The organism is Ensifer sp. 22460, assembly GCF_052044935.1.
In the GTDB taxonomy this organism is placed as follows: Bacteria; Pseudomonadota; Alphaproteobacteria; order Rhizobiales; family Rhizobiaceae; genus Ensifer.
Genome location: NZ_JBQENZ010000023.1, coordinates 23,177 through 43,465, shown reverse-complemented (window position 1 = coordinate 43,465; position 20,289 = coordinate 23,177). Strand labels below are relative to the sequence as shown.

At 62.4% G+C, this 20,289-nt stretch carries 21 protein-coding genes and 1 pseudogene; 15 read left to right on the top strand and 7 right to left on the bottom strand.

Annotated features, from left to right (window positions below; all coding sequences use genetic code 11):
* Window positions 1-59: 59 nt before the first annotated feature.
* The 13 genes and pseudogenes from ACTJKM_RS25135 to ACTJKM_RS25075 all read left to right on the top strand — a co-directional run bounded on the left by ACTJKM_RS25135 (window position 60) and on the right by ACTJKM_RS25075 (window position 11,892).
* Complete coding sequence (locus ACTJKM_RS25135) at window positions 60-1,076, top strand: LacI family DNA-binding transcriptional regulator (protein ID WP_440661185.1); 1,017 nt, start codon at window positions 60-62, stop codon at window positions 1,074-1,076.
* Window positions 1,077-1,202: 126 nt separating this feature from the next.
* Window positions 1,203-1,769 carry a TetR/AcrR family transcriptional regulator gene (locus ACTJKM_RS25130; RefSeq protein WP_440661183.1) on the top strand — a complete coding sequence of 189 codons (567 nt, stop codon included), beginning with the start codon at window positions 1,203-1,205 and terminating at the stop codon, window positions 1,767-1,769.
* A 50-nt stretch (window positions 1,770-1,819) separates the two neighbouring features.
* The gene (locus tag ACTJKM_RS25125; protein WP_440661238.1) at window positions 1,820-2,788 is read left to right on the top strand and encodes a quinone oxidoreductase family protein; all 969 of its coding nucleotides are present in this window, start codon (window positions 1,820-1,822) and stop codon (window positions 2,786-2,788) included.
* A gap of 216 nt (window positions 2,789-3,004) precedes the next feature.
* Window positions 3,005-3,256, top strand: a complete 252-nt coding sequence (locus ACTJKM_RS25120) for a hypothetical protein (RefSeq protein ID WP_113512563.1) — start codon at window positions 3,005-3,007, stop codon at window positions 3,254-3,256.
* A gap of 510 nt (window positions 3,257-3,766) precedes the next feature.
* A pseudogene (locus tag ACTJKM_RS25115) lies at window positions 3,767-6,179 on the top strand (heavy metal translocating P-type ATPase).
* 98 nt (window positions 6,180-6,277) lie between these two features.
* Complete coding sequence (gene cueR / locus ACTJKM_RS25110) at window positions 6,278-6,748, top strand: Cu(I)-responsive transcriptional regulator (RefSeq protein ID WP_058328868.1); 471 nt, start codon at window positions 6,278-6,280, stop codon at window positions 6,746-6,748.
* A 96-nt stretch (window positions 6,749-6,844) separates the two neighbouring features.
* On the top strand, window positions 6,845-7,237 hold the full coding sequence (locus ACTJKM_RS25105; protein WP_156436989.1) for a hypothetical protein: 393 nt from the start codon (window positions 6,845-6,847) through the stop codon (window positions 7,235-7,237).
* Window positions 7,238-7,441: 204 nt separating this feature from the next.
* Complete coding sequence (locus tag ACTJKM_RS25100) at window positions 7,442-7,672, top strand: hypothetical protein (RefSeq protein WP_058328870.1); 231 nt, start codon at window positions 7,442-7,444, stop codon at window positions 7,670-7,672.
* Complete coding sequence (locus ACTJKM_RS25095; protein WP_440661181.1) at window positions 7,669-9,132, top strand: TolC family protein; 1,464 nt, start codon at window positions 7,669-7,671, stop codon at window positions 9,130-9,132. The genes ACTJKM_RS25100 and ACTJKM_RS25095 overlap by 4 nt, the downstream gene beginning before the upstream one ends.
* 15 nt (window positions 9,133-9,147) lie before the next feature.
* Window positions 9,148-10,485: a copper oxidase gene (locus ACTJKM_RS25090; protein ID WP_113512569.1), complete on the top strand. Its 1,338-nt coding sequence runs from the start codon at window positions 9,148-9,150 to the stop codon at window positions 10,483-10,485.
* A gap of 50 nt (window positions 10,486-10,535) precedes the next feature.
* The gene (locus ACTJKM_RS25085; RefSeq protein ID WP_058328873.1) at window positions 10,536-11,021 is read left to right on the top strand and encodes a cupredoxin domain-containing protein; all 486 of its coding nucleotides are present in this window, start codon (window positions 10,536-10,538) and stop codon (window positions 11,019-11,021) included.
* Between the two features lie 28 nt (window positions 11,022-11,049).
* Window positions 11,050-11,343, top strand: a complete 294-nt coding sequence (locus ACTJKM_RS25080; protein ID WP_058328874.1) for a copper-binding protein — start codon at window positions 11,050-11,052, stop codon at window positions 11,341-11,343.
* Between the two features lie 90 nt (window positions 11,344-11,433).
* Window positions 11,434-11,892, top strand: coding sequence for a DUF411 domain-containing protein (locus ACTJKM_RS25075; RefSeq protein ID WP_440661236.1), 459 nt, complete (start codon window positions 11,434-11,436; stop codon window positions 11,890-11,892).
* A gap of 111 nt (window positions 11,893-12,003) precedes the next feature.
* Here the strand turns inward: ACTJKM_RS25075 and ACTJKM_RS25070 are convergent, their stop codons facing one another.
* Both ACTJKM_RS25070 and ACTJKM_RS25065 read right to left on the bottom strand, forming a co-directional pair.
* Window positions 12,004-12,384 carry a VOC family protein gene (locus tag ACTJKM_RS25070; protein ID WP_440661178.1) on the bottom strand — a complete coding sequence of 127 codons (381 nt, stop codon included), beginning with the start codon at window positions 12,382-12,384 and terminating at the stop codon, window positions 12,004-12,006.
* A gap of 63 nt (window positions 12,385-12,447) precedes the next feature.
* Entirely contained in the window at window positions 12,448-13,128 is a 681-nt protein-coding gene (locus tag ACTJKM_RS25065) for a phosphoribosyltransferase (RefSeq protein WP_058328902.1), read from the bottom strand.
* Window positions 13,129-13,319: 191 nt separating this feature from the next.
* Between ACTJKM_RS25065 and ACTJKM_RS25060 the strand changes: the two genes are divergently transcribed.
* Window positions 13,320-14,501: a M20 aminoacylase family protein gene (locus ACTJKM_RS25060; protein WP_058328876.1), complete on the top strand. Its 1,182-nt coding sequence runs from the start codon at window positions 13,320-13,322 to the stop codon at window positions 14,499-14,501.
* 108 nt (window positions 14,502-14,609) lie between these two features.
* Window positions 14,610-14,858, top strand: a complete 249-nt coding sequence (locus tag ACTJKM_RS25055) for a hypothetical protein (protein ID WP_058328877.1) — start codon at window positions 14,610-14,612, stop codon at window positions 14,856-14,858.
* A gap of 57 nt (window positions 14,859-14,915) precedes the next feature.
* Here ACTJKM_RS25055 and ACTJKM_RS25050 read toward each other — a convergent pair whose 3' ends face one another.
* Genes ACTJKM_RS25050 through ACTJKM_RS25030 form a run of 5 tightly spaced genes read right to left on the bottom strand, consistent with a single transcriptional unit; the run spans window position 14,916 to window position 20,245 of the window.
* Window positions 14,916-16,667: an adenine deaminase gene (locus tag ACTJKM_RS25050; protein ID WP_440661234.1), complete on the bottom strand. Its 1,752-nt coding sequence runs from the start codon at window positions 16,665-16,667 to the stop codon at window positions 14,916-14,918.
* A 26-nt stretch (window positions 16,668-16,693) separates the two neighbouring features.
* Entirely contained in the window at window positions 16,694-17,614 is a 921-nt protein-coding gene (locus tag ACTJKM_RS25045; RefSeq protein WP_113512581.1) for a nucleoside hydrolase, read from the bottom strand.
* Window positions 17,615-17,620: 6 nt separating this feature from the next.
* Entirely contained in the window at window positions 17,621-18,649 is a 1,029-nt protein-coding gene (locus ACTJKM_RS25040) for an ABC transporter ATP-binding protein (protein WP_113512583.1), read from the bottom strand.
* Window positions 18,642-19,421: an ABC transporter permease gene (locus ACTJKM_RS25035; RefSeq protein WP_058328881.1), complete on the bottom strand. Its 780-nt coding sequence runs from the start codon at window positions 19,419-19,421 to the stop codon at window positions 18,642-18,644. The genes ACTJKM_RS25040 and ACTJKM_RS25035 overlap by 8 nt, the downstream gene beginning before the upstream one ends.
* Window positions 19,418-20,245: an ABC transporter permease gene (locus tag ACTJKM_RS25030; protein WP_113512585.1), complete on the bottom strand. Its 828-nt coding sequence runs from the start codon at window positions 20,243-20,245 to the stop codon at window positions 19,418-19,420. The genes ACTJKM_RS25035 and ACTJKM_RS25030 overlap by 4 nt, the downstream gene beginning before the upstream one ends.
* Window positions 20,246-20,289: the final 44 nt, after the last annotated feature.

Here is a 20,289-nt window from a genome sequence, read left to right as displayed (position 1 = left end):
TTTTTATGTCAAGAGGTGTGAATATGACCAGTCGCGGGTCTGGGGAGGAACGCGGAAAAATGAAAGGAATTCGCGAACTTGCCCAACACCTCGATATTTCGATCGGTACGGTGTCGCGCGCGCTGAACGGCAAGCCCGACGTCAACGAGGAGACGAGAAAAAGGGTTCTTGAAGCAGCAGAATCCCTTGGTTATGTCGCCAATCAATCGGGGCGTGCGCTCAGGAAGGGTGCGACTGGCGTCATCGGCTTCATGATGCAGACCGGCTCCGAAATTACCGGTCAGGGCGACACGTTCTTCATGAGCGTCTTCGACGGTGTTCAGACCGTCTTTGCCCGTCACAAGCTCGATCTTGTCGCCCTGCTGTGCTCCTCCGAGGAGGATCCGAACGACTATTTGAAACGCGTCGTTGCGCGTGGGTTTGCCGACGGCATTATCCTTTCGGCGACCCGGCGCCACGACGCTCGCTTCGAACTGTTGGCCAAGCGCAAGATCCCTTTCATCACACTGGGACGAAGCCTGACCGATGTTGGTCAGCCCTGGCTCGATCTGGATTTCGAGGGCATGGCCGAGGCGTCTATCGATCGGCTCGTCTCCCGCGGCCACAAGCACATCGCCGTTACACGACCACACGACGACATGAATCTCGGCTACGTTTTCGAGGATCAGTGCCGGGTGACCCTAGCCCGACACGGGCTTCACCTCGACGAGCGTCACGTTTTTCGTTCAACCCCGAACGAGGCGGGAGGATACCAGATCGCGCGCCAACTGAGCGCGCTTGCGAACCGACCAACGGCAATCGTGCTCATCAACGAAGCGATCACGGTTGGCCTTTATCGGGGGCTTGTGGAAGCCGGGATAAGACCCGGGCGAGACATGGCGATCATAGGCCGCCAAAGCCCGCATTCGCAATTCCTGTCGCCCCGCCTGACATCCTTCAGCCTGTCGCTACGCGACGTCGGGATTGCGCTTGCCGAGTCTCTGCTCGCAACGATGCCTGCCTTTGCAGACATCTACCCGTCGACGTCGGCGCGTATCCTCTGGCCCATGACTCTCGTCCCCGGCGAAAGCGATTGAGCAACATTCCATCCTGATGTTGAGGATTATCCCAAACGGAGCATCCCTTCACTGAGCTCTCATATTGGTTCGACGGTTCGCGATGTTTTTCTTGACAGCTCGTTCCAGAATACCTAAATCACGCACATGGCAAGGACAAAGGAATTCGATAGGACACAGGCCCTGGACGACGCCATCCAGGTGTTTCGCGAACATGGCTTCGAGGGCACGTCCACCGAAATGCTCGTACGGGCAATGAAGATTGGCCGGCAGAGTCTCTATGATACGTTCGGCGACAAATGGAGGCTTTATTGCCTTGCCGTGGAGCGCTACGCCGCCGCGGAAACGGACGCCCACATCGCGATGCTGCATGGCGCGCCGCGTGCCCGGGACGGAATCCGGGAGATGATGGAGCGAGTGGCTGAGAATGCCTCCCAGCCGTGTCTTGGCGTGAGCTCAATCTGCGAGTTCGGTCAGAGCCGTCCTGATCTTACAGCAATTCATCAGGTCGCTGACCGACGACTGAAGCATGCTGCCAAGCAACGCATCAGCGAGGCTCAAGCGGACGGGGATTTGAATGCGACGCTTTCCACGGGGGAAGCCGCCAATTTCCTCTTCGCGAACATCGCCGGTATGCGCGTCGCAGCGCGCGGCGGCGCGGACCCTGGAGCGCTCAAGACCCTCGCCCACCTCGCGCTTCAGGCGCTGACATAAGGCAAAATTTTTTGCTCATTTCTGGAATGATTAGTCAAGAAAGGAAGACCATGAAAGCCGTGGTTATGAATGGAATCGGTGGCACCGATGTGATGGAATTTGTCGATCTTCCCGACCCGGTCGCCACACCGGGCCATGTGGTGGTCGAAGTCGCCGCAGCAGGCGTGAACTTCATGGATATCGGAGTACGCGAGGGTATGGCATGGACAGACAGGCCGAACCCGAAAGTCCTCGGCGTCGAAGGTGCGGGACGCATCGTTGCGCTTGGCGATGGGGTAGGTGATTTCGCCATCGGAGACCGGGTCGCCTGGGTTTACGCGCCTGGAAGCTACGCTTCGCACGTCCTGATTTCAGCGGACGCGCTCGTACGACTTCCCGGCACGGTTGATGACCAGACGGCGGCCTCCGTCATGATGCAAGGACTGACTGCGAGCCACTTCGCCACCGATTTCTACTCGGTCCAGCCTGGAGACACCGCGCTCGTCCATGCGGCGGCCGGTGGTGTCGGCTTGCTTCTGACACAGATCATCCGGCTGAGGGGCGGAACGGTGATTGGACGCGTTTCGTCCACCGACAAGGTTGAAATCGCAAAGGCAGTTGGCGCGAGCCACGTTATCGTCGACATGGAGGGAGCCTTCGCCGATGAGGTATTGCATCTCACAGGCGGACAAGGTGTAAGCGTTGTTTATGACGGTTCAGGCCCCAAGACGTTTCAGGGGTCGCTCGCCGCGCTTCGTCGCTCCGGCACGTTCTGCTGGTACGGACCGGTGCTTGGCGGTCCGGGGCCGCTCGACATCATGAGCCTGCCGAAGAGCATCAAGATCGGTTACGCGACATTTTTCGATCACATCAGCACTCCGGACCTTCTTCGCGCCCGTAGCAGACAACTGTTCCGGTGGATTGAGGATGGGTCTCTCAAGCTGCACGTCGGCGGAACCTACCCGCTTTCTGATGCCGCCCGTGCGCATGCCGACTTGGAAAACCGGGGGACCACCGGCAAGCTGTTGCTGGCTCCCTAGGGTAGGACGTCTGAAGCATTGCCAAGACGGTTCCTTCTCGAAGGTGCGAGAAAAGCGCCCGCATCGGGACTTCCATTGAACACAGCGGAAGCGACCCGAACCAATTTCGCCATCAGAGTTCATGACGATGCCTTATGCAATCCTTTTAGCCCAGAACGTGATCGGTTCTGCTTTGAGCATCGGCCCGCGATCTGGCCACCCTCAAAGCAAGCCTAATTGCCGAGCGCCAGGCGGGGCGGTACCGCCCTGGAAAAGCGCCGGCTGATCGAGCGTGCCGTGGTCACCATGCGGCAGATGCTCGCCCAAGTCGGAATCCCTCCGAGCCGCATAGCAGCCGATCCTGTGATCGATCCGCAGACCACCGCGGTGGGCATCGAAAGGCGAACCGATGACCACGTGAAAGCCGCGCTCCTCGACGCGGCCGATATGATCCGGATCCTTCGGATTATCGTCGATGGGAAGGAATGAGACGGCAGGACGATTCAACCTGGGCTTTGGTCTGAAGTAGAGTGACAAAGGTCCTAGTTGCATTGCCGAATCTACGTTCCGCCGCCATGGTACTGAAGCATCAACTGGCATTGGCCCAACCACCGTTTGCGCTAGTGATCCCAGAGCGCGCTCCCAGCCCCAAGCGAAGAAGCGCTCTGGGATCCATCCCTCTCTTACCCCGAAGTCTTACTAGCGCCCTTGCACCCAGCGGCGGCCCGCGAGGTCGGAATGGCGAACGGAAACACCAAGATTTTTTGGGTTTGTGTCGTGTGTTTTTTGGCGCCGCTTCAAATTAGTTTTGGCCCATCATCTCACTTCATCGCACAGAAAGTTCGGCAGCGCCCTTGACCTTCCCATCGTTGGAAGCTCCATCTTGTGACAAAAGACAACGAAAGGAGCACGATCATGGGATCTGTGACCCCCATTAGAACGAACAATCTTGAAGCGATTTCCGCCGCCGCGCTGAGTGCGAGCATACCCGTCGAGGGCATGACGTGTGCGTCCTGCGTCTCCCGCGTTGAAAAGGCGATCCGCGCCGTACCCGGTGTCACCGAAGCCTCGGTCAACCTCGCAACGGAACGCGCCGATGTTCGCTTCGATGCCAGCACCAAGCCCGCCGACATCGTCAAGGCGATCGAAAATGCAGGGTACGGCGCCGCCGAAGATACGATCGAACTCACCATCGAAGGCATGACCTGCGCCTCCTGCGTCGCGCGCATCGAGAAGGCGCTGAAGACCGTGCCGGGCGTCACGGAGGCCAATGTCAACCTGGCGACCGAGCGCGCGTCGGTCCGCGTGACGAAGGGCATCGCCACGGCCGCGGCGCTCGAAGAGGCGGTCCGCGTTGCCGGCTATGCTGCCAAGCACATCACCGGTGACGAAAGCGTCGACCGCGAGGGCGAGAAGCGTGAACAGGAGACCCGCAACCTCGCACGCTCCCTGCTGATCGCCGGCGTCCTGACGCTGCCGATCTTCGTGCTCGAGATGGGCTCGCACCTCATCCCGGCCGTGCATGACTTTGTCATGAACAATATCGGCATGCAGGAAAGCTGGTATCTGCAGTTCGTGCTGACGACGCTGGTGCTCTTCGGCCCAGGCCTGCGCTTCTACCAAAAGGGCGTTCCCGCCCTTTTCCGCCTGGCGCCGGACATGAATTCGCTGGTCGCGATCGGCACGTCCGCCGCCTGGATCTATTCGGTCGTAGCAACCTTTGCACCGGACCTGGTGCCTGACGGCACTGCCAACGTCTACTACGAGGCGGCGGCCGTCATCATCACCCTGATCCTGCTCGGCCGCTTGCTCGAAGCGCGCGCCAAAGGCCGGACATCAGAAGCGATCAAGCATCTGGTGGGCCTGCAGGCAAAGACCGCCCGCGTCGTCCGTAACGGCGAGACGATCGAAGTCTCGCTTTCCGACGTCACCACCGGCGACACCGTACTCGTACGCCCGGGCGACCGGGTACCGGTCGACGGCAGCGTCATCGACGGCAACTCCTATGTCGACGAATCGATGATCACGGGCGAACCGGTTCCAGTCGAAAAGACCGCCGGCAGCGAGGTGGTCGGCGGCACGATCAACAAGACCGGCTCCTTCACCTTCCGTGCAACCAAGGTCGGCGCCGACACGGTGCTGGCGCAGATCATCCGCATGGTCGAGCAGGCCCAGGGCGCGAAGCTGCCGATCCAATCGTTGGTCGACCGCGTCACCGCCTGGTTCGTGCCCGCCGTCATCGCCATTGCGTTTTTGACCTTCGTCATCTGGCTGGTCTTCGGCCCCGATCCGGCCCTGACCTTCGCTCTGGTCAACGGCGTCGCAGTTCTGATTATCGCCTGCCCCTGCGCCATGGGCCTCGCCACCCCGACCTCCATCATGGTCGGCACCGGCCGCGCCGCCGAAATGGGCGTGCTCTTCCGCAAGGGCGAGGCACTGCAGACGCTGCGCAATGCCGCCGTCATCGCCGTCGACAAGACCGGTACCTTGACCAAGGGACGGCCGGAGCTCACCGACCTTGAAACCGCCGCAAGCTTCGATCGTGACACCGTTTTGGCACTGGTCGCCGCCGTCGAAACCCGCTCCGAGCACCCGATCGCCGAGGCAATCGTCCAGGCGGCTAAGGCAAAAGGCCTGTCGATATCTGAACCGGCAAAGTTCGAGGCCATCCCCGGCTTCGGNCCGCACCGTCCATGTCGGCGCAGACCGGCTGATGGCGCAGCTGAAGCTCGACGTTTCCGCTTTCGCCGAGCAGGCGGCCCGCCTCGGCTCGGAAGGCAAGAGCCCACTCTATGCAGCGATCGACGGCCAGCTCGCGGCGATCATCGCCGTTGCCGACCCGATCAAGGAAACGACGCCGCAGGCGATCCGTATGCTGCACGATCTCGGCCTGAAGGTCGCGATGATCACCGGCGACAACCGCCGCGCCGCAGACGCCATCGCCGCCAAGCTCGGCATCGACGAGGTCATCGCCGAGGTCCTTCCCGACGGCAAGGTCGCAGCGCTGAAGAAGCTGAAGCAAGGCGGACGCGCGGTCGCCTTTGTCGGCGACGGCATCAATGACGCGCCAGCGCTGGCCGAAGCCGATGTCGGGCTTGCGATCGGCACCGGTACGGACGTCGCCATCGAAAGCGCCGACGTGGTGCTGATGTCCGGCGACCTTCTCGGTGTTCCGAACGCGATCGCACTGTCCAAGGCGACGATCCGCAACATCAAGGAGAACCTGTTCTGGGCCTTCGCCTATAATGCGGTGCTGATCCCGGTTGCCGCCGGCGCGCTCTACCCGGCCTATGGTCTGCTGCTGTCGCCGATCTTTGCGGCCGGCGCCATGGCGCTATCGAGCGTCTTCGTGCTCGGCAACGCCTTGCGGTTGAGAGCATTTCGCCCGGTGGCCGCGGCACGGGCTGCCTAGGTTCGGCATTCTCCCCGCCTCGCGTCGGCATGGCAGAGGCCCGGGAGAGCCCTTATATTCGCAGGGAATGGCCGCAACGCGTTAACAAGGATGAAATCATGAACATCGGCGAAGCCTCACGCGCCTCCGGCGTCTCGACGAAAATGATCCGCTATTACGAGACCATCGGCCTCATTCCACCGGCAGATCGCAGCGGGTCGGGCTACCGCAACTACGGAGACAACGACGTCCATACGCTGCGCTTCATCCGCCGGTCGCGCGATCTCGGCTTCACCGTCGAGCAGATGACCGATCTTTTGGCGCTCTGGCGCGACCGGTCGCGGGCAAGCGGCGAAGTCAAAAAGATCGCGCTCGAACATGTTGAGATCCTGGAGCGCAAGGCCGAGGAGCTGAAAGCGATGAGCCGGACGCTCAAGCATCTCGCCGCCCATTGTCATGGCGACGGGCGCCCGGACTGTCCCATCCTCGACGATCTGGCCGATGCCGGGAACGCTCCGGCGAAGCAGGCCGAGCCGGCCCGTTTCGGTGCCGGCGGCATCGATCCGGTTCGCAACCGGCGTCACGGATGACGTGGCTCCATGCGCCTGGCAAACTCTCACGCATTCGTGACGTTGCGCAGCGCACGCGGCATTGACAGGAATCGGCAGCGTTTCTACGGATCGATCATGGAAAAGGTGCGAACCACATATCTGCGTTTGCTGATTGTGTTGAAGCTGGCGATTGCGATGTCGCTTGCCCTGCTGCCCTATTCCACCGCATCCGGCATGACGCACGCGGCCGCGCACGGCTCGATGCAGATCGAGGTGTCCTCAGACAACCCGATCCAAGCAGCGGCCGAGCATTGCCCGAGCCTCGACAAGGGCAAGGTGAAGCCGACCCAGGAAAGCGGCAAGGCCGACAAGAAGGATTGCTGCAAGACCTTCTGCGCCGCTGTGGCCGTTCTTGCCGATACCGGCAGTAACCACCCTGTCGTCCTGCGTTCGACCCTCCCCTTCAGGCCACAGTCGCAACTCGCGCCCGGCGAGCTTGACGGGCTGCATCGCCCTCCAAAAGCCTGACTTTGTGAAGCCGTGACCGCTGCTGCATGTTGCCTTTGATCGTCGCCGATTGAAGAGCAAAACCACGCAGCAGAGCAAAGCGCTGTGGCCGCCTTTTGCGCGTCAACTGAAACGCTAGGCACCATAGCACGGTCAGCGATGAGGCCCGCCCGGACCACTGCCGGTCGGTCGCCGACCTCTGCCATTCACATTTCAGGTTTGACCATGAAACGATTGCTTTCCATGGCGCTCCTGCCCATGATCCTGGGCGGATGCGCTGCCACCTTGCCTGCCGAGGTCTCAGGCCTTGGCGATCCCGCTGACAGCGCAAGCGAACTTCGCGGCATGCAATACCGGAGCCCCATCTCGGGCTACACGCACCGCGAGCCGACAGGTCCGAAGCCCTGGGGCCCACTCAACGACGCACAGTCGACCGCCAAGGAAGACGCGTCATGAGGCTCCGCAGTTTCAATCTCGCGGCGGCGGTCGGCCTGCCGCTCGTACTCGCCGGCTGCGCAACCAATGCCGAATATTCGACCAAGGTCGCCGGCTTTGCGACCGTGGATGCCAAGGTCTCTACCGCCGCGGCCAAGAAAAGCGTCTGGATCCAGAACCGCGCGCAGGCCGACAAGGTCAATGCCGAGGTCAAGGCGCTGTTGAAGCGCAAGACGATCGACGCCGATACCGCCGTCCAGATCGCGCTTCTCAACAACAAGGGTCTTCAAGCGGCCTACGCCGATCTTGGCGATGCCTCGGCGGACGCCTGGCAGGCGACTTTGTTCCTCAATCCGACGGTATCGATCGGAACGACCGGGATCGGCGCGCCGGAACTCGAAGCCTATCGCGCGATCGAGGGCCTGGTCACCACCAACATCCTGGCGCTCCTGACGCGCGACAAGACCATCGCCATTGCTGACGCAAGGTTCCGCCAGGCGCAGCTTTCAGCGGCTCTCAGCACCCTGCAGCTGGCCGCCGAAACCCGCCGCGCCTGGATCGAAGCGGTCGCCGCATGGGAAACCGTCGGACAGCTCAACCAGGCTCAGGCGGCGGCGGATGCCTCCTCCGAACTCGCCGCAAAGCTCGGTGAGACCGGTGCCATGGGCAAGGGCAACCAGGCGCGCGAGCATGTCTTCAATGCGGAACTTGCCGGACAGGCGGCCGAGGCGCGGCTTTCCGCACGGCTTGCCAAGGAAAACCTCACGCGGCTGATGGGTCTGTGGGGCGCCGATGTGGACTATCAGGTCCCGAACCGTCTGCCGGACCTGCCGAAGGCGCTCGCCCGCAAGGACAGCATCGAAGCGGAAGCGCTGAAACGCCGCGTCGATCTCCAGATCGCCCGCCTCGATCTGGAAGCGGTGGCGAAATCTTACAAGCTGACCGAGGCGACCCGCCTTGTCACCGATCTGGAACTCGTCGCTGGTGCGGAAGCGGAGCGGGAGCAAGAGGATCACGGCACCAAGGTCGAGACGACGGGCCAGTTCGAGCTCGAATTCGTCATCCCGATCTTCGACAGCGGCAGCGCGCGCATGCGCAAGGCCGAGCTCGCCCACATGCGCTCGGCAAACCTGCTTGCGGAAAAGGCGGTCAACATCCGCTCGGAAGCGCGCTCAGCCTATGAAGCCTATCGCTCGCGCCACGAGATCGCCCGGCACTATCGCAACAACGTCGTGCCGCTGCGCACCAAGATCGAGGAGGAAACGACGCTCAGCTACAACGGCATGATCACCAGCACCTTCGAACTGCTCGCCGACGTCAGGGCCAAGGTCAATTCGACCGTGCTTTCCGTTAACGCGAAGCGTGATTTCTGGCTGGCCGATGCCGACCTGGTGACGGCGATCAACGGCGGCGGATCCGGTGGATCGGCCGAAGCAGCGGCGGCACCGGCAGCGGCCGAAGCCAGCGGCGCAGGACACTAAGAAGGATTGCAGAAGATGTTCAACAGAAGACACTTCCTCGGTGCCGGCGCGGCTCTCGTTTCGACCGCCGCCTGGGCGCAGACCTCCAACTCCAGCCTGCCCGAAGCGGCAAGCATGGACAACGCCAAGACGCAGAAGCCGCTGGTGCCGACGAGTGGACCCGACTACAACCCGGTCGCCACCCTCAACGGCTGGACCCTGCCACACCGCATGAACAACGGCGTCAAGGAGTTCCACCTCGTCGCCGAGCCGGTCGAACGCGAAATGGCCGACGGCATGACCGCCTATCTCTGGGGTTACAACGGCCAATCGCCGGGCCCGACGATCGAGGCGGTGGAAGGCGACCGCGTCAGGATCTTCGTCACCAACAAGCTGCCGGAACACACCACCATTCACTGGCACGGCATGATCCTGCCTTCGGGCATGGATGGCGTGGGCGGCCTGTCGCAGCCGCACATCCCCTCGGGCAAGACCTACGTCTACGAGTTCGACCTCGTGAAGTCGGGTACCTTCATGTACCACCCGCACGCCGACGAGATGGTGCAGATGGCCATGGGCATGATGGGCTTCTTCGTGGTGCATCCGAAGGACCCGGACTTCATGCGCGTCGACCGCGACTTCGTGTTCCTGCTCAATGCCTACGACATCGATCCCGGCACCTACGTTCCGCGCATCATGGAAATGACCGACTTCAACATGTGGTGCTGGAACAGCCGGATCTTTCCGGACATCGACCCGCTGGTCGTGTCCAAGAACGACCGGGTGCGGGTGCGGGTCGGAAACCTCACGATGACCAACCATCCGATTCACATGCACGGCTACGACTTCGAGGTAACCTGCACCGATGGCGGCTGGGTCAGACCAGAGGCGCGCTGGCCGGAGGTGACGATCGACATTCCCGTCGGCGCCATGCGCGCCTACGAGTTCGACGCCAAATATGAGGGTGACTGGGCGATCCATTGCCACAAGTCGCATCACACGATGAATGCGATGGGCCACGATATCCCGACCGTCATCGGCGCCGACAAAGAATCGGTCGCGGCGAAGATCCGCAAGGTCAAGCCCGACTACATGCCAATGGGAACCGCCGGCATGGCCGACATGGGCGAAATGGAAATGCCGCTCCCCGACAACACGATCCCGATGATGACGGGCTGGGGTCCGCACGGTGCTCTGGAGATGGGCGGTATGTTCTCGGTGGTGAAGGTGCGCGAAGGCATCTCCGCCGGCGATTACAGCGATCCCGGTTGGTACGAGAACCCACCAGGAACGCAGGCCTGGGAGTGGACCGGCGAACTGCCGGAAGCGACGCGGGCAAAGGATGCCAAGACCGTGATCACGCCCAAACCATGACGACACGACTGATTGTTATGAACTCTCTCAAATCCACCAGGAAACATACGATGAAGAAAACAGCATTCGCTCTGGCGCTCGTTGCCGCCTCTGCCCTTTCCTCCCAGGCGCTTGCCAGCGGCAGCCATGCCGGCGGCCACGACAAGGTTTCCGTCGGCGAGCCCGGCGACAAGAACAAGTCGACGCAGACGATCCGCGTCACCATGAAGGAAACCGACGATGGCAAGATGATCTTCACGCCGGCGATCATCAAAGTCCGCCAGGGCCAGACGGTCCACTTCGCGATCAAGAACGCCGGCGAGCTCGCGCATGAATTCGTCCTAGACGACAAGGCGACGATCCAGGAGCACAAGGTCACCATGGAGAAGTTCCCGGATATGGAGCACGACGATCCGAACGCGATCCGGCTCGAGCCGGGCAAGTTCGGCGACATCTACTGGACCTTCACCAATGACGGCACCTTCGAGTTCGCCTGCCTGGTGCCCGGCCACTACGACGCCGGCATGCATGGCCCGCTCGACGTCGTGAAGAAGTAACTCCCCGATCACAGCAAAGGATGAAACCATGAAGACTATAGGTACCCTCTTCGCAACGCTTGCGCTCGCTGTCACCGCCGTCCCGTTCGCGCTTCCCGCCCAGGCGGCGGAGTTCACCAAGGGCGTCGTCAAGAAGATCGACACCAAGGCCAAAAAGGTGACGATCGACCACGAGGATCTGAAAAACCTCGAGATGCCGGCCATGACCATGGTGTTTCGCGTCGGCGACGACGCCCTGCTCGCCAAGCTCAGGGAGGGTGCGTCGATCGAATTCGTCGCCGACCGGGTCAACGGCAAGCTGACCGTGACCGAAGTCAAGTAAGCTGCGACAAACGGCCCGGGTCGAAATCACGCCGCCCGGGCCGTCACGATGCTATAGTCAGGCAGAACCGGAAAGGAGCGTCCAATGGACGTGTTACGCAGACATTTCGTTGTAGGCGCAATCGCAGGCATCACCCTCTTTGCGACAGCCGCCGCGGCTGCGGCAGGCACCATGGCCATCTACAAGGATCCGCAATGCGGCTGCTGCGAGCAATGGGCCGAGGCGATGGAGGCAGCCGGCTACAAGGTCGAGGTGCACGACGAGGCCGACATGTCGGTGATCAAGACCCTCTTCGCGGTGCCGGCCGACGTGGAAGGCTGCCATACCGCCGTCATCGACGGCTATGTCATCGAGGGGCATGTGCCGCTGGAGGCGGTCCGCAAGCTTCTCTCTGAGCGGCCCGATATCGCCGGGATCGCCGTGCCCGGCATGCCTTCAGGCTCGCTCGGCATGGGCAACGACCCGCAGGCGTCGTACGACGTCTATACGATCGCCAAGGCAACTGGCGCGAAGTCGACGGTTTACTATCAGGTCCGGCCGGTGAAGTAGCGCAATGACAAAGTAGCACTTCGGCCCCAGGGCGTGGTTCGGGGCCAGGAGATCGAAGGCGCTTCTACGGTGTGGAGGTGCCTTCCGAGCTGAAGTATCCAATCAAGAAAGCTAGGCTTCTCCCTTGCTCGAGGATCCGAAGTCCAGCGGCTCCCCGATTTCGATCGCATGTCCGTCCGGATCGTAGAAGCGGAACACGCGCTGGCCCCATGCCTGACACTCCATATGCGGCGCGATGCGTTCAAAGACCGCGTCGACATCCTCGTGCTCGAAGTAGAGCAGCAAGTTTCGCCGCCCGTAGGGTTCCGCCGAAGCCAGTTCTTCTCGCCAGACCGTTTGTTGCAGCGATCGTCCTTCGTGGATGGCGAAACCGCCTTCGAAGAGGACGAAATTTCCGAAGTCCTCCAGCACCGTAAGGCCAAGCCTTTCCTCGTAGAATTCCTTGGATCGGCTGATGTCTCGGACGAAAGGGATTGGATTAGTAAATCGCATGGAATTCCTTTCGTGACGCTTTGTCGCAAAACCTATCGCGGCCGACGCACGACGCAAAGGAATTCAGGCGGCGTGCCAACTGCCGTATTCATCACGCTGAAGCATCGGCGTTTGGAACACGCCGACGACGCGCTCGGGCCAACTCGGCGCTAGATTGGCTAGCGGCTGCCGCCAGCGCTCGGTCTGCAGCATGGCGGCGCCGATCGCGACCGGCTCGATGCCGCAGGTGTTCATCAGCGTTAGGCCCGCAAGGATAGATGTACCACTCGAAATGACGTCGTCGACCAGCGCTACGCGCCGCCCTTCAAGCAACGGCAGCATGCGTGGGTCGACATAGAGCCGCTTCTTCTGGTCCGGCGTTGTGATCGAGGACAGCGGCACCGACAGGTCGTCGACGTACCAGAATTTTCTTGAAGTACCGAGCGGCACGTAGCGGCTATGGCCGAGTTTGCGCGCAACGGCAGAAGCAAGCGTCAGGCCCAATGTCGGGAGACCGGCAACGACTTCGGGCTCGAAGGCGGCAAGCTTTGCCGCTAGTTCGGTTGCCAGCGCATCTTCGACCGCAAAGCTCGCCTGGTTGACGATCAGCGAGGCGAGCGCGTGCCTGCCATCCGAGAGCGGACGGACCGGCAGCAATATCTGGCGGCCATCGCCGAGCGTTGCCGGGAAGAAATCGCGATAACCCACCTGAATGTCGAAACTTTTCGGCGGGTAGACCTCCTGCCAGAAGTCGTGAGGCTGCATCGGTACCGTCCTCGTCTGCGCATTTCGCCCGGATTGAAAGGCGACCAAAAAAGCCGGTTCGCTGTTCTGATCCCGGTGGTTTTCGTCTATACCGTTTGCGACTTCGATCAAACCGAAAGGGCACCGCGCAGCGAGCAAAGCGCGCGGAATTCACAAGCCCTTCGCCAGATGAACCACGGGAATGCCAGAAGATGCGCCTGCCAGACGGAATTGCTGACGACCTCGCCTTTCTCACCGACTTCCGTCGCGATCTGCATGCTCATCCGGAACTCGGCTTCGAGGAGGAGCGCACCAGCGACCTCGTTGCCAAATGGCTCGAGGAAGCTGGACTAAAAGTACACCGCGGCCTTGGAAAAACCGGCGTCGTCGGCACCCTGCAGGTGGGCAACGGCACGCGCTCGATCGGTCTTCGTGCCGACATGGACGCACTCGCCATGCCTGAAATCGCCGACCGTCCCTACAAGTCCCGCGAAGCCGGCAAGATGCATGCCTGCGGCCATGATGGCCACACCGCGATGCTGCTCGGCGCCGCCCGCCATCTGGCAAAGACCCGCAATTTCTCCGGCACCGTGCATTTCATCTTCCAGCCTGCGGAAGAAGGACGCGGCGGCGCAAAGCGCATGGTCGAGGACGGGCTGTTCAAACTTTTTCCCTGCGACGCCGTTTATGGCCTGCACAACATGCCCGGCCTTGATCCGGACGAGATGGCCGTCGTTGCCGGCCCCCAGCTTGCCTCGTCCGACAGCTGGCGGCTGACCTTCCGCGGCGTCGGCACCCACGGCGCCAAACCGCATCTCGGTCGCGATCCAGTGACCGCTGCCGGCACCTTCCTCGCCTCGCTGCAATCGATCGTCGGCCGCGTCGTCGATCCCTTGCAGCCGGCCGTCGTCAGCGCCTGTTCGGTGCGCGCCGGCGACCCGAAGGCGCTCAATGTCATCCCTGATACGGTCGAGATCGGCGGCACGGCTCGCGCCTACACACCTCATGTGCGCAATCAACTCGAGGAGGAGATCGGCCGGCTGGCACGCGGTACGGCCGAGATGTACGGTATCAAGGTAGACTATGAGTTCGAACGTCGCATTCCGCCGGTCGTCAATGACGCCGACGCAAGCGAACGCGCGCTTTCGGCTGCCCGCGCCGTCTTCGGAGAAAAAACCCGCACACAGTTTCCGCCTTCAACCGCCGGCGACGATTTCGCCTTCTTCGGACTAGAAGCCCCCGGCTGCTACGTCTGGCTCGGCAACGGCCCCGCCGTCGATGGCGCTCTTCATCATAATACGGCCTATGACTTCAACGACGCAGCGATCGGCCCCGGTGTCACCTTCTGGACGACATTGGTGGAGCAAGAACTGAGTACTTCGGCCGACAACTGACCGGCCAACGCGTTCAAAGTGGTCGTTTCTCTCGATCACGCGGATTTACGCCGGCAAGTCTTGCGGCAGTGCATATCCCGGTGCTCGTCGTCGGTGCCGGCGTGGAGGTTGGCGCCCGCAAGCCATCTGCCGCAGGGTACGTCGCGCTATCTCGAGATCGCAGATGCGGCGCATTTCACCTTCATGCAATTATGCAAGCCCGGCGCCAGAGCATTGATCGAGGCGGAAACGCCGGGTGATGGGGTGGTGTGCGACGATGGTGGCGGTCGAGACAGAGCGACCATTCACCGGAACACGGCAGAGGTGATCGCGGGCTTTCTCGCAACCGCCTTGGATATCCAGCAGCCACTGCGCTAGCCTTTCCCGGTGAGCGCAAACACAGGCAGGGCGGCAAGCGTCGCCCCGCTCGACCTGTCAGATCACTTCGAGCACCGGGTTTTCGAGAATCTTTCCCGTCAACACGTCGGCAATGCCGCGATCGGTCTGGTGCGGGCCCGCGTTGCAGGCAAGCGTCGCTCCGAAACAAGCCTTGAAGACGAGATAGGGCGGCTGCCAATCAACGATCCGTCCGACAGCATCACGCAGCGCGGCAAAGCCGGATGACACATTGGCCAAAGGCGAATCGGAGACCAGGCCGCACAACGGCAAAGGCAGGATGGCATCGATCTTGCCTGCGGATGCGACCGCCATGCCGCCGCCGGCCGCGATGACGGCATTGGCCGCCACCATCATGTCATGGGCATTGCCTCCGAAAACCGTGAGGTTGTGGCTGTCGTGGGAAACGGTGGTCGCGAAGGCGCCGCGCCACTCTCCCCAGCCGGTCAGCAGGCCGACGCGCGGCTTGCTGTCGGCGCGGCCATGGCGGTGAGCAACGGCAATCAGCGTCGCGCCCTGCGGCGGAACGACGAAGCCATTCTCGACCTCGGCTACAACCTCGTCCCATTGAGTGAAACGCGGTCGGTCGATCGTGGCGACACGCACCTTCGAACCGGTTGCGGGAATGGCGAAGTCCGTCTCGCGCAATGGCTCGATCTTCATCGTACCGGCAAGCGCCTCGACGTCGGCCTTCGGCACGGCGTCGATCATCTCCCCCGCCCGGGCCACCTGCTTGCCGCCGGCGATTACCGTACGGGCGCGAAAGCCATGAAGATTTTCGAAGATCACGATATCCGCCCGCCGCCCGGAGGCAACGAGGCCAAGGTCAGGACGACCGAGACGGGTGGCGGCGTTCAGCGTCGCAGCGCGAAGCGCCCATTCAGGTTTCAGCCCGTAGCGCACCAGCCGCCGCACCACATCGTCGAGTCCGCCCGAGCGATCGAGATCGTCGGGAAAGACATCGTCGGTGCAGAGCGTCACCGTCTGAGGAAGATGGCCGAGAGCATTGAGGGTATTGACGAATTCCGGCAGCAGATGGTCGTGCGACCCGCGCAATTCGATCGACAGACCGGCTCTCAGCTTGGCCATCAGATCGTCACCCGAAACGAGCTCGTGGTCGGAACTGACGCCCGCAGTGACGAAAGCCTGGAGGTCGGCGCCGGCGAGACCCCGCGCATGGCCGTTGACCGGCTTGCCGGCGGCAAGCCCGGCTTGAACGATTGCGCTGATCCGCGCTTCGCCGTCGATGACGCCGCGCATGTTCATCATTTCGGCGACGCCGCCGATTTCCGGCCAACTCAGGATGTCGGCAATCACATCGGCGTCGAAATCTGCGCCGGCGACCTCCAGGCCGGGTGCGGAGGGCACGCTGGACGGCGCCAAAAGCACCGTGCGCAAGGGCAGCCCGGCAATGGAATCCGTAGCCCAGCGCACGCCGGCAATGCCGTTGACATTGCCGAACTCGTGCGGATCCCAGACGATTGTCGTCACGCCGCGCGGCAACACCGCGTTGGCATAGGTCGCCGGCGTCACCATCGAGCTTTCGACATGCATATGGGTGTCGATCAGGCCGGGAGAAACAAAGGCACCGGTCGCGTCGATGATGGTCGCGGCATCCTTGCGTACCCCCGGCGCATGAACGCTCGCGATTAGCGGCCCAACAACACCGACATCTGCCGGGCGGAGTTCACCCGTCACCACGTCGACCAGCGTACCGCCAACAATCAGCATGTCGAACGGTTCGCCTCCACGCGCCGCGGCCACAGCGCGGGTACGGAGCGCCGTATCCATCAAGTCTTGAGGCTGCTCTACAAAACTCACTTTTGAGCCTCCTTCATCAGGGCGCCCAGAATCTGCGCACGCGTCGTCTCCACAAGGGCGTCGACAGCGTATTCGGCATTGAAGATCGCATGGCTTTCGCGCGTTTCGACGACGGTGCGCCCACGGGTGAGCGATCCGCCGAGCTCGACATCAATGCGCGCCTTGCGGAACGCGACAGCGCCGAGATTGACGAAAGCGACGGCGGCTGAAGGGTCATAGATCGCCATGCCCGGCCGGCCACGGCTGGTGCCGATCGAGATGTATCCGGCAAGCAGATCGGCGATCAGCGCCGCATTCGCGCCACCCGCAGAGCGGATCGGCGCGACGTCATCCGGATAGGCGAAGACCTTGCGGCAGAGATCGAGGTCGACCATGCGCAGCGGCAAACCGTGCGCGAGAACGATGGCGAGCGCTTCCGGATCGGCGAAGGCGTTGAATTCCGCGGACGCCGTGTGGTTGCCGCTAGTGACGCCGCCCCCCATCCAGGTGAGATCGGTGATGCGCGCCGCAAGATCCGGGCGGGCAAGGCAAAGGGCCGCAAGGTTGGTGAGCGGCCCGAGCGCCAGGATGCGCTTCGGCCCTTGCTGATCCAGCCAGGCACAAAGTGCTGCAAAGGCATCGCCTGGCGGCAACGGCTCGGCATCCGGCAGCGTCAGCCCGGCGGTCGGCATGCCGGCTTCGCCAAGGATGCGTTCGGCGGTCTCGAGCTTGCCGAGCACCGGCAGGGCCCGCCCTTCATGGATGGGGAACTCCCAGCCGAAGGCAAGCGCGGCACCGGCGGCGTTGCGTTTCACCTGATCGATCGGCGTGTTGCCGAAGACGAGGGAAACACCGTCGATTTCTTCACCGGCATGAAGGACGACGAGCACCGCGGCAATGTCGTCGAACCCCATGTCCGTATCGATCCAGACACCCATCTGACGTCAACCGAACTTCTTCAGGCGCGCAGCCTTTTCAACCGGCAGGTCGAAGGCGATCGTAGAACCGGTTTCACGCGCTGCCCACGCAGCATCTTCTTCCGCCTTGATGGCGCCGAGCAGCGTATCGAGCAGATACTCCCGTGTGCTGCCGGAGAAAGAGGCTCCGCGCACGGTGCCCTGGAAAGGACCTGAGCCCAGGGTCACCATGCGCGGACGCCACGCAAGCCCTGCCGTGTCAGGCGGCAGGGATCCGGAAAGTTCGATCGGGCCGTTGCCGGCCTTAAGCTTGCCGCCCTCGACGGCAAAGATGTTCTCGAAACCGACGAAATCGGCAACGAAATGCGAGAGCGGGCGGTTGTAGATATCCTCGGGCGTGCCGATCTGCTCGATCGCGCCGTTCAGCATCACGACGATGCGGTCGGCGAGCGACAGCGCTTCGCCCTGGTCGTGGGTGACGAAGATCATCGTCACGCCGGTTTCTTTTTGCACCCGCTGCAGCTCCGTGCGCATCTCGAGACGCAGGCGGGCGTCGAGGTTCGACAGCGGCTCGTCGAGCAAAAGCACCTTCGGCTCCATGACCATCGAGCGTGCCAGCGCCACGCGCTGTTGTTGGCCGCCGGAGAGTTCCCCCGGCTTGCGGGCAGAGAACTTTGAAAGGCCGACCGACTTCAGGCCGGTCGTTACCTTGCTCTCGATTTCGGTCGCCGGCAGCTTCTTCAGACGCAGGCCGAAAGCGACGTTCTCGAACACGGTTAGGTGCGGGAACAGCGCATAGGACTGGAAGACAAGACCGACGGAGCGCTTGTTGGCGGACACGCGAGTGATATCGGCGCCGTCGAGCCTGATCGCGCCGGAAGCGGGCGACAAGAGGCCGGCGATCGAGCGCATCGTCGTCGTCTTGCCGCAACCCGAGGGCCCGAGGAACGCCACCAGTTCGCCCTTGCGGATCGACAGGTCGAGATCCTTTACCGCAACGGTGTCGCCATAGGCGAGCGTGAGTTTTTCGAGGCTGAGGAAGGCGGCGTCAGACATAGCGTGAGAATCCCAGGAAGCGTTCGGCAAGGAAGACGATGCCGATGGACATGAAGGCGAGCAGCGCGGAGAGAGCGGCGACCGATGGATCGTAGGTGATCTCCATGTAGGAGAGCATGTCGATCGGCAGCGTGCGCACGCCGGGGCCGGAAAGGAAAAGCGACACCGGCACCTGGTTGAAGCTCGTGACGAAGCCGAGAATGAAGGCGGCAAGAATGCCGCTGCGGATGTTCGGCATCACCACCCGGAAGAAAGCGCCGGCGCGCGAAGAGCCGAGCAATACCGCCGCCTCCTCGATATCGGAGCGCAGGTTGTTGAGGCTCGCCGAGACCACCCGCACCGCATAGGGGAGCACCAGCGCGGTATGTGCGAGGAAGAGGGTCAACGTGATGTTGATGCCGAACGGCACGACGATGTAGCGCAGCAGCGCCAGGCCGACGATGATGCCCGGCACGATGATCGGCAGCGACACGATCGTGCGGATGGTTTCGCCGAAGGGCAGCTTGTAGCGCGAAAGAGCATAGGAGGCGGGGACACCAAGCACAAGCGCTGCGGCGGTGCCGCCAATCGCCAAAAGCATCGAGATCGCGAAGCTCTCGCGGAAGCTCTCGACCGTGAAGACCTTGGCGACCCACTGCAGCGAGAAACCCTGCGGCGGGAAGGCCAGCGTCTCGCCGCCGGAAAGCGACGCAGCAACAATGATGAAGAACGGCCCGATCAGGAAGCCGATCACCAAAAACAGGACGACGGGCGAAAAAATACGAGGGGTCATCGCTTGTTCCTCGCGGTGGCGAGCCGTTTCAAGAGCAGATTGGCGGCAAAGCTCATGACGATCAGGATGAAGGCTATGACGCTGGCCGAGACGAAATCATTGGCAACGGTGACACGCTGGTAGAGCAGCGTTTCGAGCATCAGCACCTTGGAGCCGCCGAGGATCGCCGGCGTGATGTAGGCGGTGAGCGAACCGGTGAAGACCAGTGTTCCGCCGATCACCAGGCCCTCCTTGGTGAGCGGCAGAATCACCTTAAAGAACACCTGGAACCAGTTGGCGCCGAGAACGCGTGCGGCGGGGATCGCATCCTTCGGCATGTTTTCAAGCGCGCTGATCAGCGACAGGATCATCAGCGGCAGGAATAGCTGCAGCAGGCCGATGAACACGGCTGTCTCAGTGAAGAGGAAGCGGATCGGCTCGTCCGAAAGGCCGACGAGCTGCAGCGCCTGATTGACGATGCCGGTGCGGCCGAGGATGACAATCCAGGCATAGGTGCGGGCGACCGACGAGATCATCAGCGGCAGTACGACGAGGCCGATCATCTGTCCCTTGCTGCGCGGCGAAAGATTGACGATGGCAAATGCTGCAGCGTAGCCGATGACCGCCGAGACGGCGGTGACCATCAGGCCGAGCCGGAACGTGCGCAGGAAAACCGTGCGGTTCAGCGGATCGGAAAAGAAGGTCGTATAGGCGGAGAGCGACCAACTGTCGGCGCTGCGAAAGCCTTCCGCCAGCAGGATCACCACCGGCGCCAGAAAGACGATCGCCGCAAAGACCGCTGCGGGCAGAGCGAGCGCCAGGGCTTCGGCGCGGTTCTGGAACATCCTTCTTCCTTTCAAGGCATTCGTTGGCACGGCCTACCCGTCGC

Coding starts and splice junctions, on each gene's coding strand:
- ACTJKM_RS25085 (WP_058328873.1), top strand. CDS start 10,536: ATGAAGAAAACAGCATTCGCTCTGGCGCTCGTTGCCGCCTCTGCCCTT.
- ACTJKM_RS25045 (WP_113512581.1), bottom strand. CDS start 17,614: ATGGGTGTCTGGATCGATACGGACATGGGGTTCGACGACATTGCCGCG.
- ACTJKM_RS25080 (WP_058328874.1), top strand. CDS start 11,050: ATGAAGACTATAGGTACCCTCTTCGCAACGCTTGCGCTCGCTGTCACC.
- ACTJKM_RS25105 (WP_156436989.1), top strand. CDS start 6,845: ATGGAAAAGGTGCGAACCACATATCTGCGTTTGCTGATTGTGTTGAAG.
- ACTJKM_RS25135 (WP_440661185.1), top strand. CDS start 60: ATGAAAGGAATTCGCGAACTTGCCCAACACCTCGATATTTCGATCGGT.
- ACTJKM_RS25060 (WP_058328876.1), top strand. CDS start 13,320: ATGCGCCTGCCAGACGGAATTGCTGACGACCTCGCCTTTCTCACCGAC.
- ACTJKM_RS25065 (WP_058328902.1), bottom strand. CDS start 13,128: ATGCAGCCTCACGACTTCTGGCAGGAGGTCTACCCGCCGAAAAGTTTC.
- ACTJKM_RS25090 (WP_113512569.1), top strand. CDS start 9,148: ATGTTCAACAGAAGACACTTCCTCGGTGCCGGCGCGGCTCTCGTTTCG.
- ACTJKM_RS25095 (WP_440661181.1), top strand. CDS start 7,669: ATGAGGCTCCGCAGTTTCAATCTCGCGGCGGCGGTCGGCCTGCCGCTC.
- cueR (WP_058328868.1), top strand. CDS start 6,278: ATGAACATCGGCGAAGCCTCACGCGCCTCCGGCGTCTCGACGAAAATG.
- ACTJKM_RS25035 (WP_058328881.1), bottom strand. CDS start 19,421: ATGACCCCTCGTATTTTTTCGCCCGTCGTCCTGTTTTTGGTGATCGGC.
- ACTJKM_RS25030 (WP_113512585.1), bottom strand. CDS start 20,245: ATGTTCCAGAACCGCGCCGAAGCCCTGGCGCTCGCTCTGCCCGCAGCG.
- ACTJKM_RS25130 (WP_440661183.1), top strand. CDS start 1,203: ATGGCAAGGACAAAGGAATTCGATAGGACACAGGCCCTGGACGACGCC.
- ACTJKM_RS25125 (WP_440661238.1), top strand. CDS start 1,820: ATGAAAGCCGTGGTTATGAATGGAATCGGTGGCACCGATGTGATGGAA.
- ACTJKM_RS25040 (WP_113512583.1), bottom strand. CDS start 18,649: ATGTCTGACGCCGCCTTCCTCAGCCTCGAAAAACTCACGCTCGCCTAT.
- ACTJKM_RS25070 (WP_440661178.1), bottom strand. CDS start 12,384: ATGCGATTTACTAATCCAATCCCTTTCGTCCGAGACATCAGCCGATCC.
- ACTJKM_RS25100 (WP_058328870.1), top strand. CDS start 7,442: ATGAAACGATTGCTTTCCATGGCGCTCCTGCCCATGATCCTGGGCGGA.
- ACTJKM_RS25050 (WP_440661234.1), bottom strand. CDS start 16,667: ATGGATACGGCGCTCCGTACCCGCGCTGTGGCCGCGGCGCGTGGAGGC.